Below are 16493 nucleotides of genomic sequence, written 5' to 3'. Positions count from 1 at the left end.
ACTAGTCCTTCACCTCCTCATAATCAATGTAATCGCCCCCTTTATAACCCTCTTTTCGGGGAGGTGCATAATCTACATTGATTTTTCCTTCGCGGGGACGCGACTGGCTGGATTGCTGCTGATCCTGACGAAACTCCCGTTCAACACGGGAAAATTGTTCTTTCAAAAATAAACGGAATACCCAACGCACGATGCGGGGAAATATGAAACCAATGGCCATGATGACCAAAAAGATCTTGAATATCATTTCGTTAAGTCTAAATTTTTAACGACACCTTAATCACACAACGCCGGAGCATCGGGATTTGTTACAAATGTAAATAGCATTTCGAGCTGTGAAGCCGTGACACGGTCTTCTGACAACGAAAGCTCCGGTAATTCCGTTCGGCGAACCCAGCGAACTTGCCCAATGTCGTGTCCATCGCTACGAATTTCGCCACTAACTACTTCACAACGAATAAAAAATTTATAAACGTACCAGGGCTGTGGTGGATGGGGATGCTGGCGTTTATCCAAGACGGCCAGGAGGCGAACAGGTTTAACGATCAGGCCCGTTTCTTCTTCGGTTTCTTTAACGGCAATTTCCGAGGGCGTGTACCCCACATCGGCCCAGCCACCCGGTAAGGTCCAGCGTAAATGGTCAATTTTTTCCTGAACCATTAACAACTCATCTTCTCCCCGAAACACCACTGCTCGAACATCAACTTTGGGCGTTGGGTATTCTCCTATTCCACTAGCAAAAAGCGGAGCTATTTTTTCAATGGGTTCATCCGTCAATTCATGGAGCAGTTCCACACTGATTTCCCGAATCTCCGAAAAACGCTCCAGATCATACGCATTAGGCGAATAGGTTAACCCTGCCTGAGCCAGTGCGTTAAGCCTTTTAGCGATTTCAAGTAGTTTACTCATAGCTGTTTGGAAGAGGAATATATCTACAAAAATAGAAGGCGACCTAAAGAGTTCACGGAAAATTCATAAACAACTTTTTATTTATTCTGTTAGTATTACTGCCTTTAGGTAATTATTTTATTCCTCTATATTATAACATGGCCCTCCGCCCCCACCCCTTAGAATTATTTCTTTTTAGCTGCGGATTGCTTTTGGGGGCAACGGGCAGCTTGTCTGCTCAATTCAGAAAACCCTATGAAATTCACATTCAGGCCGATGGCTTAACGGGCGGAGATCAACAAACTCCTTTCTGGTTAAGAGCCAATGAATTTGGGCTAATACCCCTCAAAGGCCCAGCGGGTATCTTCCGGGCTGGAGCCTCGCTGAATTTTGCCACCGCCTTACCCGATTCAAATAAAGCTAATCGTCGTAAACTTGATTGGGGTTTAGGCGTAGAAGGCGTTCAGATTACCGGACCTGAAAAACAGTTTGTATTACCCGAAGCTTATGCCAAGTTGCGTTACGGAAGAGTAGAACTCTGGGGAGGTCGCCGGAAAGAATTAATTGGCATTACTGATACCACCCTTACTTCCGGTTCTATCGTCTGGTCAAATAATGCGTTACCCATTCCTAAAATTCAGATCGGAACAGCCGGATTTATTCCTCTGAAATTCCTCAATAACTTCGTTGCTTTAAAAGCAAGTTTTGCTCACGGCTGGTTTGACGTTCCTTATATCCAGGGAGCTTACCTGCACTACAAATCACTGCATGGCCGTTTCGGAAAACCCGGCGGCAAGGTTGCCTTCTACTTCGGCATTAATCACATGGTGCAGTGGGGTGGGCATGCAGAGTATCTGAAAAACTCCCCCGTAGCTGTAAATGGACACCTGACTACGGCTCCCAAAGATTTCTTATGGGGCATCTTACTTGGGCAACTTTCTCAGGAACGCGAAAACGATCGGTTTACGGGCTTTGACGGCGAAAACCGGGTAGGCAACCATTTAGGAAATTATGACATTGCCTTGACGGTGAAAGGAGAAAGACAATCATTGTTATTCTACCACCAGCATATTTTCGAAGATCTTTCGGGTTTATTATTTCTTAATCACTTTGACGGATTATATGGATTAAGCTGGAGCCTTCCGCATGCTTATGATAAGTCTACCCGGCTCAATAAATTACTTTTTGAGTTTCTGACCACGAACGACCAGGCCGGATCAACTTTTGATATTACCGCTCGTTTTCAGGGAGGGGATAATTACTTCAATCACTCCCAGTATGTACAGGGCTGGTCTTATTATGATAAGGCCATTGGAACCCCATTACTACCCTTGCATCGGGAATTAGCTAACGAAAATTTACCGCACACTGAAAATTATTTTCCAGTCAATCGGGTAACAGGATTTCATTTGGCAGGTGATGGGTTACTGTTGGGGAAAATAATTCTCCAGGCCCGATTAACCTATACCCTCAATCGAGGTACGTACAGTTTTCCTTTTCCTACTCCGGCCCATCAGTTTTCTTCTCTCTTACTACTAAAGACTAGTCCTAACTATCTAAATGGCCTTTCCATAGCAGGTAAAGTTGCTTACGACCAAGGTGATTTATATCGTTCCCGCATTGGGGCATTTCTGTCTTTATCCAAAACGTGGAAAAATGGTAAGTAAGAAATAAATTACTCATTTCTATTCAAAATATATTTATAAGCCTTTGGTAAGGTTTTTTACATGAAGATTTGGCAATTTCTCGTAACCTACCAATAGTTAAGTACTAATTAGAGTCCATTCTATTGAAAGTATACTATTTATTATCAATAGTTCACTTTCAGTAAATGAGTTAAAATAATTTCTATTTTTTTTCTAAACCGCCAATCTAAGTACTCAATAACAACGTATATCTTTGCGATCATAATTGACTTTTGTTAATTGCAAGATTTTGATCAATAGTATCTAGTAAAGACGTTTTCATTCATTAAGTACAATTACTATCAACCCAAGGTATTAATCTATATTTACTAATCCTTTTTCAATAAAATTTATGATCAGTTCATCAAACAAGTCTACTTCTTCCGGTACGACTTCGGAAAACAAAGCGGCTTTAGGTCGCCGGACCTTCCTCAAATCTGCTAGCTTAGCCTCTCTCTCCGCTGCTGCTATCTATGCTTCTTCTTGTACGGATCACAATGGTAACCCCATTCCAGACGGTACGGTTGATTTAGGTTCAGGAGACGTAGGAATTCTTAACTACGCTTATGCACTGGAACAATTGGAAGCCGCTTTTTACACGCAAATCGTAGCTACTCCGTATTCGGGTATCACTTCACAGGAACTGACGGTCATGACTGACCTCAAAAACCACGAAGTAGCTCACCGCGATTTCTTTAAAACTGCGATTTCTGCTGCTGCTCCAAGCCTGGTTATTCCTTCGCTGGAGGTTAATTTCTCAGCCATCGATTTCACAAGCCGTGCCAGTGTTTTGGCAACAGCAAAAGCGTTCGAAAACCTGGGTGTAGCTGCCTATAATGGAGCAGGTAAATTTCTAAAAACACCTGTTTACCTGCTTCTTGCTGGTAAAATCGTTTCGGTGGAAGCTCGTCACGCAGCCATCATAAGTACTTTACTGGAGGGTTTCAATGGTCAGTTTACAGGCGGCCAGGTTGATGCCAATGGTTTAGATAAAGCAATGACCTTCGCAGAAGTATTGCCTATCGCTCAAACGTTTATCAAAACCAAAATTTCTGGTGTAAACTTACCTAAATAACTAACCCTATTTGCTATTATGAACTTGTTTGAACTTTTCGCAAAAATTGATGAACTTGATCCTGAATCAGGTGAACGTTTATCCTTCTATAATCGCCGTCACATCCTGAAAAATGGAGCTAAAGCTACTGCTCTGGCGGCACTACCTACTCTTTTCGCATCCGTAGTTAATAAAGCTTATGGTGCTGATTTACCCACTCAAACCCGCGGTGTACTGGAGTACGCATTAACGTTAGAATACCTCGAAGCAGATTACTACATGAAGGGTGTTCAGAGTGGCATCATTCCTCAGAGTCAGCGTGAAGTCTTTGAAACCATCAGCAAACATGAAACGGCACACGTTCGTTTATTGGAAGGTGCATTAGGCTTATCTGCCGATGCTAAAAAGCCTAAGTTTACTTACGCAGCTTATCCAGACGTATTCACCAATTACCAAACCTTCCTGGTTGTATCGCAATCTTTTGAAGACTTAGGTGTACGGGCGTATAAAAACGAAGCTAAAAACCTGATGGAATCTCCTGATTTATTACAGGTTGCTCTTCAGATCCATGCGGTTGAAGCTCGTCACGCGGCAGTTGTTCGCAGTATCCGTGGCCAGAAAGGCTGGATTGTGGGGAATGGCATGGAAAATGGCATGGCTCCTGCGGTTCCTGCTATTTATGAAGGTGAATTGAATACTGAGCAAGGCGGTGTTGAACTGGTAGGCAAAATTGCTGGCCAAGATAAAAATACGCTTAGCGAAGGTTTCGATGAACCCCTAGGTAAAGATCAGGTATTAAGCATCGCTAAATTGTTCCTTGCTTAATTCGGGCAAAACTTATTTATAAAAAGAAAAGGGGCTTTACAGTCCCTTTTCTTTTTATCCGACCTTAATAAAACAGAAAAAGGAAGACCTAAATCTTCTTTTTTCTATTAATCATCTATTCTGGTTTACTACCAGGTAGTCGTAGTCGTGATTGTTTCTGTTAATACCGGAGTGGCAAAAAAATCAAGTAAATCCTGATTCAGTCGAGGCCATTCGGTATAGAAGAATCCGTGAGGAGCTCCTTCGTAAGCTATCAATTGCGAATTAGGAATATTCTCTGAAAGTAACTTACCAGAGATTTCAAAAGGCACTACTTGGTCACTTGTACCATGAATGATAAGCGTTGGCACAGTAATACCTGGCAAGTCGGCCCGAAGATCCGCCTGGCTGAAAGTAAGTACGTTTTCTACCGTTGCCTTGGGCGAAGCTTCCATAGCAAGGCTGTGGAACCAATCGGCTAATTTGCTGCTTACCGGGTTGTTGAGTAAACTAACCCCAAAGAACTGCTTTGAGAAATCTTCAATGAAAGCCGCCCGGTCCTGAAGTGACTTCTCAATCATTTCATCGAACGTACTTTTGTCCACGCCATCGGGGAAGTCTTCCGTTTTCAGCATATGAGGAGCAGCAGCTCCTAACAATACGAGCTTTGATACGCGTCTGCCTTGATGACGGGCCATGTAATGAATGGCTTCAGCACCTCCCTGCGAGAACCCAACCAATGTTACATCGTACAGATCCAGAGCGTCCAGCACAGCAGCCAGGTCGTCCGATAAGGTATCGTAATCATAACCCTGCCAGGGTTTATCAGAATCCCCGAAGCCGCGACGGTCAATCAGAATACAGCGATAATGATTTGCGATCTGATTAACCTGATATTCAAACATTTTATGATTTAAAGGCCAGCCGTGAAGAAAAACGACAGGTTGTCCTTGTCCCCAGTCTTCTACAAAGACCTGAACACCGGGAGCGGTTTCAATATAAGCCATACATAGGTGAGTTGAGACCAAAACAATGGTCGATGGTACATAATACGGCTATTATCAGAAAAAAGACGTTCCCTCGCAGAGGAAAATGAGCCTTATAAAAGTTGATGAACAGAATCCCCAATGTTCAGAGTATCAGTTCATACCCTGGGAAATATTATCTCAAATCATGATAAGTTAATTCATAAAAAAGCCTCGCTCCAGAAGAAGCGAGGCTCGTAAGAAAAGCGGGATTATTTATCGACTCAGATATAAGTTACGCTCGGCGTAAATCTTCTGGAAGACTTCATCCGTCAGATCATCAATGAAGTAAATGGCTTCACCCGTTGACTTCATTTCAGGCCCGAGTTCTTTATTTACTCCGGGGAATTTGTTAAATGAGAATACCGGAATCTTAATCGCATACCCATTTTTCACCGGATTGAACTTGAAGTCCGTTACCTTATTCTCACCCAACATTACCTTCGTTGCGTAATTAACGTAAGGTTCCTGGTAAGCTTTACAGATGAAAGGCACCGTACGAGACGCCCGGGGGTTAGCCTCAATGATGTACACTTTTTCATCCTTAATGGCAAACTGAATATTCAGTAAGCCTTTGGTTTTCAGAGCAACCGCGATTTTCTTAGTGTATTCCTCAATTTGCTTGAGTACGTTTTCGCTCAAATCAAAGGTTGGTAATACCGCGTGAGAATCTCCCGAGTGAATACCTGCGGGTTCAATGTGCTCCATAATTCCGATGATGTATACATTTTCACCGTCACAGATGGAATCAGATTCCGCTTCGATTGCGTTTTCTAGGAAGTGATCCAGAAGGATTTTATTGCCTGGAATGTCACGGAGTGTATTCACCACGTGTTGTTCCAGTTCTTCTTCATTAATCACAATCTTCATCGACTGGCCCCCTAATACGTAGCTAGGACGCACCAGCAGCGGGTAACCCAGCGTGCGAGCTACTTCCACCGCATGATCAGCGGATTCAACCGTATCGAATAATGGATAAGGCACATCCAGTTCACGAAGCAAGCTTGAGAAGGCTCCGCGATCTTCGGCTAAATCCAGAGCTTCGAAGCTCGTTCCGATGATTTTGATACCGTATTTGGAAAGTTTTTCTGCCAGTTTCAGAGCCGTCTGACCACCCAACTGAACGATTACCCCTTCAGGTTTTTCATGCTGAATAATGTCGTACACATGCTCCCAGAATACGGGTTCAAAGTATAATTTATCAGCAATGTCAGGGTCCGTCGATACTGTTTCAGGGTTCGAGTTAATCATGATCGTTTCGTACCCTGCTTCTTTCGCCGCTAACACGCCGTGAACGCAGGAATAATCGAATTCGATCCCCTGACCAATCCGGTTCGGTCCTGAACCTAAGATGACTACTTTTTTCTTATTCGAAACAACAGACTCGTTATCTTCTGCCTGTGAACCACTAGCAAACGTTGAGTAGAAGTAAGGCGTTTTCGCTTCGAACTCAGCCGCACAAGTATCTACGCATTTGTAGACCCGTTTGATACCCAGCTCATTACGTTTCTCATACACCTGGCTTTCCAGACAGTCGATCATGTGAGCAATCTGACGGTCGGCGAAGCCTTTTACCTTGGCTTCTTCCAATAAATCTTTCGAAATCGTATCGAGTGTATGTTTCTCGATTTCCTTCTCCAGACGAACCAGATCTTCCACCTGATACAGGAACCAGCGGTCAATCTTTGTTAATTGCTGAATTTTCTTGAACGAAATTCCTAAACGGAAAGCATCATAAATATGGAACAGACGATTCCAGGAAGGATTAGCCAGGGAGTGTAGGATGGCATTCTGATCCGTCAGTTCTTTCCCATCAGCACCCATGCCATTTCGCTTGATCTCCAGCGACTGACAGGCTTTTTGAAGAGCCTCCTGGAAGTTGCGGCCAATACCCATGGCTTCGCCTACCGACTTCATTTGAAGTCCTAGACGACGATCTGAACCTTTGAATTTATCGAAGTTCCAGCGGGGTACTTTAACGATCACGTAGTCAATGGCAGGCTCGAAGAACGCTGACGTGCTGCCCGTAACGGGGTTGATCAGTTCGTGCAAACGGTAACCGATGGCCATTTTCGCAGCAATTTTCGCGATAGGATAACCGGTCGCTTTTGAAGCCAGAGCCGACGAACGTGAGACGCGAGGGTTAATCTCAATGGCGATGATAGCGTCGTTTTCGGGGTTAACCGAGAACTGAACGTTACATCCACCCGCAAATTTCCCGATGCCATCCATCATCATGATAGCCATGTCACGCATTTTCTGATACAGGGTATCAGGCAGCGTCATGGCAGGAGCCACCGTTACAGAATCGCCGGTGTGAACTCCCATTGGGTCAAAGTTTTCAATCGAGCAAACAATGATGAAGTTACCATCACCATCGCGGAGTAACTCCAGCTCGTATTCCTTCCATCCCAGAATCGATTGCTCAATCAGTACTTCATGCGTTGGCGAAGCGTGCAAGCCCCGATTCAGCATTTCATCAAATTCCTTGGGGTCATTCACGAAACCACCACCTGTTCCACCAAGGGTAAATGAAGGGCGGATTACCAGAGGAAAACCTACCTCCTGAGCGATTTCTTTTCCTTCCAGGAACGAACGGGCGGTACGTCCTTTACAAACACCAACGCCCAATTCCAGCATTTTCAGGCGGAATTTTTCGCGGTCTTCGGTCGTCTCAATGGCGTCAATGTCAACCCCAATGATTTCCACCCCGTACTTTTTCCAGATACCGGCCTTGTCACAGTCGATAGCTAAATTTAACGCCGTCTGGCCTCCCATTGTCGGCAAAACGGCGTCAACCTTGTGTTTTTCAAGAATCTCAATGATGGACTTTCGCTCCAACGGCTTTAGATACACATGATCGGCACTAATGGGGTCCGTCATGATAGTAGCGGGATTGGAGTTGATCAGAATGACCTCGATGCCCTCTTCTTTGAGTGAGCGGGCTGCCTGAGAGCCAGAATAGTCGAACTCGCAAGCCTGACCGATGATAATGGGACCAGAGCCAATGATCAGGACGGATTTGATGTCGGGATTTTTGGGCATTTTTTCAGGTATCTGTTAACAAGCCATTATCAATGATAATTCGTTGATTTTCAACGCAGACATCATTAACACGGACTAAATAACGATCAACATCCCGGAAGTGGCCGGGCAAAATTCGTGCAAAATTAGGAGTTTGCCGGGAAACGAAGGAATTTGTTTTTATATTTCTATAAAACTTTCTTACCTGTCGAGAGGTTTGGCCTTAATAACCTTTCTTTGTGAGAGGGACCTTACAGCCTTTCAAAGTCGAGCCTCTTTTCTCACTCAATTGTTTTATTTAGTTGTTATTTATGCCATCTCGCCCTTCAGTAGATGTAGCCATTAACGTTTACGGCAAGCCTTACCAGACTGCAGTCACGCTATTATCCTTATTAAAGCATTCGGGTCAATGGATCGATAAAATCTACTTCATAGAAGAACGCAAACAGCCCGAAGGAACAGATTTCTCCTTTCTATACCCTTTGCTAGGCAAGCGTCTAATTAGATATAAACCCTGGTTCTGGTTATGGACCAATCCTTTCAAAAAAGAATGGTTAATGAAGATTCCTTTCATTCGCCATGCAATCCGTTACCAATACGCCTGGGAAAAATCAGATAAGAAATTTTTAATGGTTACCCATAATGATGTACTTTATACAGGAGACTTGCTAGGTGTATACCTGGATCAGATTGGTGACCATATTGGGGTAGGTAAAGTAGGACAGTGTTGGAATTGCCCGGCTTATACGGCCCAAAAGTGTGATAGCGAAACTTACTGGAACTATCGTCCTTCTAAAGAGGAGGTTTTGACGCTGGTAGAAGAGTATCCAGGAGCAAGGACCCAGCACTTTGAATATGAAATGAATCGAAGAAGTTCATGGCCCATCCCTGAATGTCGATTAAACGAGTATACAGCATTAATTAACCTGCACCTTGCTCGTCCTGTTACCATCCCTCAGGGGGCAGCAACAGCCTTTGGTAATATTGACGGACTAGATACTGCAACAGGCTGGTTTTGGCACATTAGTAACGCTGGCTACAAAGTAAAGCATGTTGATTTTGATCCTTATGCTACACACGATTGGGCTAATGGACTAAATAGCGGCCACGCAGCTCTTTTTGATAAGAATCTATACAAAAATGGTGAAAGTATAGCGAAAGAGTTATTAATCAAAGAATACGGTTTAAAACTTTAAAGTGTTGGTTTCAAAACTCCTTCTCACGAATTATAAACTATAAATGTAAACCGCTTATGAAGCGATTTAACTTCCTTACAAACGCTTTAACTCTAATCCTATTCAGTAGCGTTCTAGTCAGTTGTGGAGATTTAGACTTTTTAATATCTAAAAAGAAGCAAAGTTCGGTAGACCCTGCGGGAAACGGTGATGGATCAGGTGGTGGGACTACTCCTACTCCTCCTGAAGTAAAGCCCTCATCTATGGTTTATCTAACTAGTGAAACTATGAAAGTAGGCTTTCATATGGACTATGGTGGGGCTATAACCTATCTTTCTCCTGCAAACAGCTCTAAAAACATTATTAACAATCATGATTTAGGGCGACAACTCCAATATGCTTATTACTCTTTCCCTATTGAAACCTACAAACCTAATGGGGTATCTCCTCACCCTGCCTGGCAGGGAATTGGATGGGATCCTATTCAAACTGGAGACGTTTATGGGAATGGCTCACGAGTAATAGAAAGGCGACAAGATGGGAATAAGCTTTATTTCAAAACTATTCCTATGCAATGGGGATATAATAACGTTCCGTGTGAGTGTACCGTTGAAACTTATGCTGAGTTAAAAGGCAATGCTCTGGAGATACGTAATGTATTGCAAGTAAATCGTACAGATAATTTTCCACTTTTAGGCCGAGGACAAGATTTGGGTGGAGGTTTCCTTACTTCTGATTTTACCAGAGCTAAAGCTTATTTAGGTTTAGCTCCCTATACAGGATCCAATATTACTGATATCGACCTAACTGCACCTCCTTTTACAAATAATAATACAGCGAGTGTTGAAATGTATTTACCTGAAGGATGGACTTATTTATATAATAGCAAGGGGGTCGGTTTAGGCCTTTGGGCTCCCCATACTCACTACTTTAGTGTAGAGCTTATGGGCAAGGCTAATGAAGGAGACGAATACAGCGGAAATACGGGACGCTTTGGTGCTCACATGCCTGAAGTGCTGGATCGCAATATTCGGTATGAAAGCAAAGTAGCCTATATTATGGGATCAGTGGAAGATGTTCGTCAATATGCAGTAAGTCATAAAGAAGAACAAATCAAGCCTAACTTTTATTTCACATCTGATCGGCAACACTGGACTTTTTATACAGATACTGATGACGGGGGATTTCCCTTCAATGGCGAGTGGAGTTTTAAACTGGATAAATATCCAGTTATTCTTTTCAGCCCGGATATTTTCTGGGATTCACAAAAAGATAAAAAGCTTTATTTCCAGGTTGCTTATGATGGTACTGGTAAACAAATGAACGTTTCATGCTTCAAACAACGATCTTCGAGACTTAACGATTACAGTGACGCCAGTACAGCTTTTAATTTAATTAATGATGGCCAATATCATACATACGAATTACCTGTTGGCGACATGGAAAACTGGCAGGGTATCATCAGAAAGATCATCATCAGCGTTCCAAATGAGTCAACAACAGGAAAAAGGTTAAAAATTAAATCTATCTCTATTACAAAACCCAACTAAAAAGGGAAAGCCAATGGCTTTCCCTTTTTAGTTGGGTTTATTGCTTTTCCCATTTTTGAGCTAACCATTTAACCTGATTATTTGAATATAACCCAAATTGATAGGTACCCTGAGGTAATGTTTCAACGAGAATGATTGCGTTCCCTCCCTTAGAGAATAGCAAGCCCGTTCGTAAAAAATTTTTAATAGAATTAGAGTTCGCTTTCAGTGGAGCTAGAAATATTCTTCCTGATGAATCTTTCAAAATCAAATAACTAGTCTTTATATTCTGGTCTATATCAGGCACCTCCACTACAAGTGAATTTCCTCCAAAATACATCTCATCAGGATGATACTGAAAGTTTATTACTTCATCTGAACTTGTTTTGTCCTCATCAGGAGCATACATATGCTGTGGAAAAGTATACAAGCGTTTTTTAACTAAATAGGGATAGAATCTTGCAGTAGCTAAATTATGGTCCTGGTCTACAGTCAAGAAAAATCCATTTTGTTTCCAATTAACTGTCTCAGCCACCAAAAGATCCTTCCGGTAGCAAATGATAGGCCAGTATATAAACCAGATTAAAGATACATATAATCCAGTTCCTATTATTAAAGGAACTTTAAGATACTTTTTCCAGTCGTATTTATTAATTAACGCTACGAACAACACATAAGCAGTAGTAACAGCATAGGTAGCATAAATCTGATACCTTGCAGTAATACCTACACCAACCCAGGATCGCGATAAAGACACTAATCCTGCAGACAAAATCAAAAATGTTAATAAACCCCAGATGGGTAAAAATTTATTATCTTTTGTACGTATAATACTTATAAATGCTATTCCCCATACTAGTAAAATTAAAATTCCTAAAAAGATAGCCCTGTTCACATAGTTAAGGGAGACATTTGCTCCAAGAAACACAAGAATATATTTTATAAATTGTATTGGATTTAATAAACTTTCTGTGACATGCGTATGCCCTCCCTTAGTAAAATCAATGAAGTAACAGATTATTGCTACAATAACACCGATGCTCCAGATTACCGCAGCTATTTTTCTTTTCTGAAATAATAGTAGCAATACGCCTGGAATTAGAATCAAAAGTCCATTGCCACTAGTGTATATAGCAAGTACGGCGAAAATGATTGATGTCATTAAAAACCATTTCCCTTCTTTTTGCAGTAATTGCAAGGATACCAATACTAAAAAAATAACTAGACTATGTTGTAAAACACAGATAGGCCAAAGAGCATCTTCCCAATAAACTGGCTGAAATAGCAGGAAGCTAACAGGAACAAAAAACCAAAGAGATAGCTTAGATATTTGAAAGTATCTTAATACAATAAAGAAACAACCAAGTATACTTAAATTACCTATTAATATTACTGATCTTAAATTAATCTCACCTTCTATTAAATAAATCAGATACATCACTACTCTTGGCACAGCAATTCTGTGATCTGCATGTACAGAAAAAGTCTCAATTAATATTTTTTTAAAATTAGAACTACTCTCCTCATTCTGATATACATAATGCATAAATGTTGAATCATCAGTCCAAGGTAAATTCACTGAAAAATGATACAACATTAAATAAAAAGCAATAATGGGGATTAGGCAAATAATTAACGGAAAGGTACGTCTTAAAGTCATTGGTTAATTCATTAAATATTGCTACCTATTCTTTAAATAAAATAAGAGTTGGCTGGCATTTTAAAGACGGTTTCAAATTTAATATTTTTCTTCTAATAAAAATAGCTACTTCTAAGAAGTAGCTATTTTATAAACACTGTAAATTATTTACCGCAATAAATTCTTCAATATCTCCACTTCAATCACTGGTGAAGAGCGTTCGTATAAGATTGAATAAACGGCATTCACTATGGGCATATCAACTTCATATTGCCGATTGATTTCGTAAATGGATTTAACAGCATAATACCCTTCAGCAACCATGTTCATTTCCATTTGAGCGGAGGTAACACTGTACCCCCGGCCAATCATGCTGCCAAAGGTTCGGTTTCGGCTGAACTGCGAATAAGACGTTACTAATAAATCCCCCAGATACGCCGAACCCATCAGATCCCGATAATAAGGATAGATTACATCCAGAAACCGCTTTATTTCCTGCATGGCATTTGACACCAGTACGGCCTGAAAGTTATCGCCATACCCAATTCCGTGACAAATGCCACAGGCCAGAGCGATAATGTTCTTCATTACCGCACAATATTCCACTCCGTATAAATCCGTTAAGGGCTGGGTACTTACAAAGCGACAAGTCATTAAATCGGCAAAGGCCGTTGCCCGCTGGATTTCGGGCGAGGCAATGGTCAGATATGACTGTTTCTCCAAGGCCACTTCTTCGGCATGACAGGGACCTGCAATGACACAGAATTGATCCTGCGAAACGCCGTAGTTTTTTTCCAGCCAATCCGTTACTAGCAAGTTTTCTCCGGGAACCATGCCCTTGATGGCGGATACGATTGTCTTTCCCGTAAAATCTTCCGGCCTTAATTCAGCAAGGGCTTCTGTAATAAATGCAGCAGGAACCGCCAGAATCACTACCTGACTTCCCTTCATAGCTTCGTGTAAACGAGTAAAGGGCTTCACCCGTTTGGGATGCAGCACTACGCCGCTCAAGTAGCGGGGGTTGCTGTGAAACTTACGAATATGCTCGGCATCTTTCCGATTTCGCAACCACCAGCGAATCTTGACTTCGTTTTCTGAAAGAATGCGGATAATGGCCGTTGCCCAGCTACCTCCACCAATAACCGTGATGGTTGTAGTATTTTTATTTGCTTCGTTCAATGCGGCTATCAAAAAATGTTCAATGCCAGACGTTAAAGAGGGTCATTCAAAAGAATTAAGCTCATGAAAAGACGGAGTGATCCCGAATTTCAAGGCTTCATACGCTCAGTATACAACGCTAACTACACGACAGGTTTCCTATTTCAAGTCGGTGAAAATACGGCATCTCCTTTAAAACACGCCCATTCGGTGGACAAAAACGTAGAATACTTTTTAATTTCTAACTTTTTTTCAATGTAAATATCAAACAAAAGGCCTTTGCATTCGTTTGGGAATCATCGAAAAAAACCCTTATTTTGCGGTTCTAATAAAATGGTCGTATGGCTTTAGTTAACAAAATCAGAGAACGTTCAGGAATTGCAATTACCATTATTGCCATCTCCCTCATCTTATTTATTGTGGGCGGTGACCTCCTCGGATCACGGGGACTTTTTGGAGGGAAGACTCAGAAAGTAGGTGAAATTGCCGGAAATAGCATTCTGGCCCAGGATTTCCAGAAAAAATTAGACCAGGCTCGTATGGAATACGAAGCTCAGTCCGGTCAATCCGCGAACGATCAGGTGATCGCTCAGCTTCGCGAGAAGGTTTGGAATGATCTGTTAATTGATTATGCATATCAAAAAGAATTTGATGCCCTGGGACTGACGCTTTCAGAAGATGAAAAGCAGGACATGTTCTTTGGTAAATACATTGATCCCGCCGTTCGTCAGAGCTTCACCGATCCTCAGACGGGCATTTTCGATATCAATCGGGTAAAACAACAGCGTGCTCAAATTCAGCAATTACCTGCGGGTTCTATCCAGCAGTTGGGCTGGCAGGCGTTTGTGCGTGACATTCAGCGTCAACACCTGATGACTCGTTACGTGAACCTGATCCGCATGTCCAGTTACGTAACTACAGCAGAAGCGAAGAAGGATTACGAAGCACAAACGGCAAAAGTTGACGCGAAATACTTGTATGTTCCTTTCTACTCAATGGCGGATTCAACCATCAAGGTTACGGATTCTGAATTGAAAGATTACCTAAACGCTCACAAAGATGAGTATAAGGGTGCCAATACTCGTAGTCTGGATTATGTCGCTTTTGGAGTTGTTCCTTCGAAAGCCGATAGCCTTGCTCTTAAGAATACATTAACGCAATTAGCCAAAGATTTGGCTAAAGCTACAAACGATTCTTCGTTTGCACGTATGAATTCTGACGTACCGCATCCGCTGTACTGGAGTCTGCGTGACATGGATGATCAATTGAAAGAAGCGGTAAAAGGCTTCTTCCCCGGTCAGATTGCAGGTCCTTTCCGTACCGACAATACCTATACTATCTATAAGTATACAGGTATGAAACGTGACTCGCTTTATACCGTTAAGGCCAGCCACATTCTGATTCGTCCTACCAATCAGTCCGATTCGGCAAAAGCTTCGGCTCGCGTTCGTGCAGAGAACATTCTGAAAGAATTGAAAGGCGGAGCTGATTTCTCAGCAATGGCCGCTCAGTATGGTACAGACGGTACCGCTCAACGTGGAGGCGACTTGGGTTACTTCCAGAACAACGGTTCGATGGTGAAGCCTTTCGAAACCGCCGTATTTGCTTACAACGGCACGGGCCTATTACCAAATCTGGTTGAAACGGATTTCGGTTTCCACATCATTAAAGTAACAGAGCCTAAAAATAACGTTCAGTACCGTGTAGTGGCTGTTTCGAAACAACTTGGACCCAGCCAGGCTACTCGTGATGAGGTTTATCGCAAAGCTGATGAATTTGCTGCCGCTAATAAAACGCTGGAGCAGATGGAAGCCGCTGCTAAGAAAGATAAATCTATCGTTCTTTTGAAAGCAAACCGTGTTCCTGAAGGTTCTACGAACCTGAACATGATGCAAAACGCTCAGCCTGTGATTCGTTGGGCTTTTGAAGACAAAACGGATGTAGGTGATGTTTCTCAGGTTTTTGAAGTAAACGATGCGTATATCGTAGCTGCCCTGACGGGTAAAACCTCTGAAGACGAAGTAAAAGTAGACGACTTCCGCGATGAGTTAACTGCGAAAGTTCGTAATCAGAAGAAAGGCGAAGAAATCCTGAAAAAGTTAAGCGGCTTAGCTGGTGCAGGTAGTTTGGAGCAAATTGCTCAGAAGTACGGTGCCGGTGCTTTAGTTGAAACAGCAAACGACCTGACTCTGAACAGCGGCTTACTGAACTCCGCAGGTGCTGATCCTACCGCCTTAGGTAAAGCATTTGGGATGAAAGCTGGTCAGAAATCGCAGCCCTTCAAAGGTGAAAGTGGTGTATTCATCATGGAAACCCTGAAGAAAATGGATGCTCCTGCCATTGCTGATTATAGCCAATACAAAAAGACCGCCCTGCAAACGGAATTACAACGCTCAGGTTACTTCGTAAACGAAGCCGTTCGCGAGAAAGCGAATGTGAAAGATTACCGGGCTAAATATTTTTAATCTCTACGGAGACGAAAGCACTGAAAACCTGGCTTCGGTCAGGTTTT

12 protein-coding genes are annotated in these 16493 nt (G+C 42.3%); 6 read left to right on the top strand and 6 right to left on the bottom strand.

All coding sequences use genetic code 11. The annotated features are described in order from the left end of the window. Position 1: 1 nt before the first annotated feature. Complete coding sequence (locus QE357_RS02810) at positions 2 to 247, bottom strand: DUF4834 family protein (RefSeq protein ID WP_309705669.1); 246 nt, start codon at positions 245 to 247, stop codon at positions 2 to 4. 29 nt (positions 248 to 276) lie between these two features. Then, positions 277 to 909 (bottom strand): NUDIX hydrolase N-terminal domain-containing protein, encoded by a 633-nt coding sequence (locus QE357_RS02805; protein ID WP_106636700.1) that lies wholly within the window; start codon positions 907 to 909, stop codon positions 277 to 279. Positions 910 to 1046: 137 nt separating this feature from the next. Between QE357_RS02805 and QE357_RS02800 the strand changes: the two genes are divergently transcribed. From QE357_RS02800 to QE357_RS02790, 3 genes are all read left to right on the top strand, one after another. Further along, positions 1047 to 2555: a capsule assembly Wzi family protein gene (locus QE357_RS02800; protein ID WP_309705667.1), complete on the top strand. Its 1509-nt coding sequence runs from the start codon at positions 1047 to 1049 to the stop codon at positions 2553 to 2555. Positions 2556 to 2925: 370 nt separating this feature from the next. Then, positions 2926 to 3648 (top strand): ferritin-like domain-containing protein, encoded by a 723-nt coding sequence (locus QE357_RS02795; protein ID WP_106636697.1) that lies wholly within the window; start codon positions 2926 to 2928, stop codon positions 3646 to 3648. 18 nt (positions 3649 to 3666) lie between these two features. Continuing rightward, entirely contained in the window at positions 3667 to 4452 is a 786-nt protein-coding gene (locus QE357_RS02790) for a ferritin-like domain-containing protein (protein WP_309705663.1), read from the top strand. Positions 4453 to 4580: 128 nt separating this feature from the next. Here QE357_RS02790 and QE357_RS02785 read toward each other — a convergent pair whose 3' ends face one another. Both QE357_RS02785 and carB read right to left on the bottom strand, forming a co-directional pair. Beyond that, complete coding sequence (locus QE357_RS02785) at positions 4581 to 5438, bottom strand: alpha/beta fold hydrolase (RefSeq protein ID WP_106636694.1); 858 nt, start codon at positions 5436 to 5438, stop codon at positions 4581 to 4583. A gap of 234 nt (positions 5439 to 5672) precedes the next feature. Further along, complete coding sequence (gene carB / locus QE357_RS02780) at positions 5673 to 8501, bottom strand: carbamoyl-phosphate synthase large subunit (protein WP_106636693.1); 2829 nt, start codon at positions 8499 to 8501, stop codon at positions 5673 to 5675. A gap of 290 nt (positions 8502 to 8791) precedes the next feature. On the opposite strand from carB, the gene QE357_RS02775 reads away from it, so the two are divergent. Both QE357_RS02775 and QE357_RS02770 read left to right on the top strand, forming a co-directional pair. After that, on the top strand, positions 8792 to 9676 hold the full coding sequence (locus QE357_RS02775; RefSeq protein WP_106636692.1) for a hypothetical protein: 885 nt from the start codon (positions 8792 to 8794) through the stop codon (positions 9674 to 9676). 56 nt (positions 9677 to 9732) lie between these two features. Next, positions 9733 to 11205 carry a hypothetical protein gene (locus QE357_RS02770; protein ID WP_106636691.1) on the top strand — a complete coding sequence of 491 codons (1473 nt, stop codon included), beginning with the start codon at positions 9733 to 9735 and terminating at the stop codon, positions 11203 to 11205. 37 nt (positions 11206 to 11242) lie between these two features. Here QE357_RS02770 and QE357_RS02765 read toward each other — a convergent pair whose 3' ends face one another. Further along, positions 11243 to 12844, bottom strand: a complete 1602-nt coding sequence (locus QE357_RS02765; RefSeq protein ID WP_309705658.1) for a hypothetical protein — start codon at positions 12842 to 12844, stop codon at positions 11243 to 11245. 147 nt (positions 12845 to 12991) lie between these two features. Further along, positions 12992 to 14002 carry an NAD(P)H-dependent glycerol-3-phosphate dehydrogenase gene (locus QE357_RS02760; protein ID WP_198555236.1) on the bottom strand — a complete coding sequence of 337 codons (1011 nt, stop codon included), beginning with the start codon at positions 14000 to 14002 and terminating at the stop codon, positions 12992 to 12994. Positions 14003 to 14322: 320 nt separating this feature from the next. Between QE357_RS02760 and QE357_RS02755 the strand changes: the two genes are divergently transcribed. After that, positions 14323 to 16446 carry a peptidylprolyl isomerase gene (locus tag QE357_RS02755; RefSeq protein ID WP_106636689.1) on the top strand — a complete coding sequence of 708 codons (2124 nt, stop codon included), beginning with the start codon at positions 14323 to 14325 and terminating at the stop codon, positions 16444 to 16446. Positions 16447 to 16493: the final 47 nt, after the last annotated feature.

It is taken from the genome of Siphonobacter sp. SORGH_AS_0500 (genome assembly GCF_031453245.1).
In the GTDB taxonomy this organism is placed as follows: Bacteria; Bacteroidota; Bacteroidia; order Cytophagales; family Spirosomataceae; genus Siphonobacter.
Note: the sequence above shows the minus strand (reverse complement) of the source record. Positions and strands in the feature narration are given on the sequence as shown.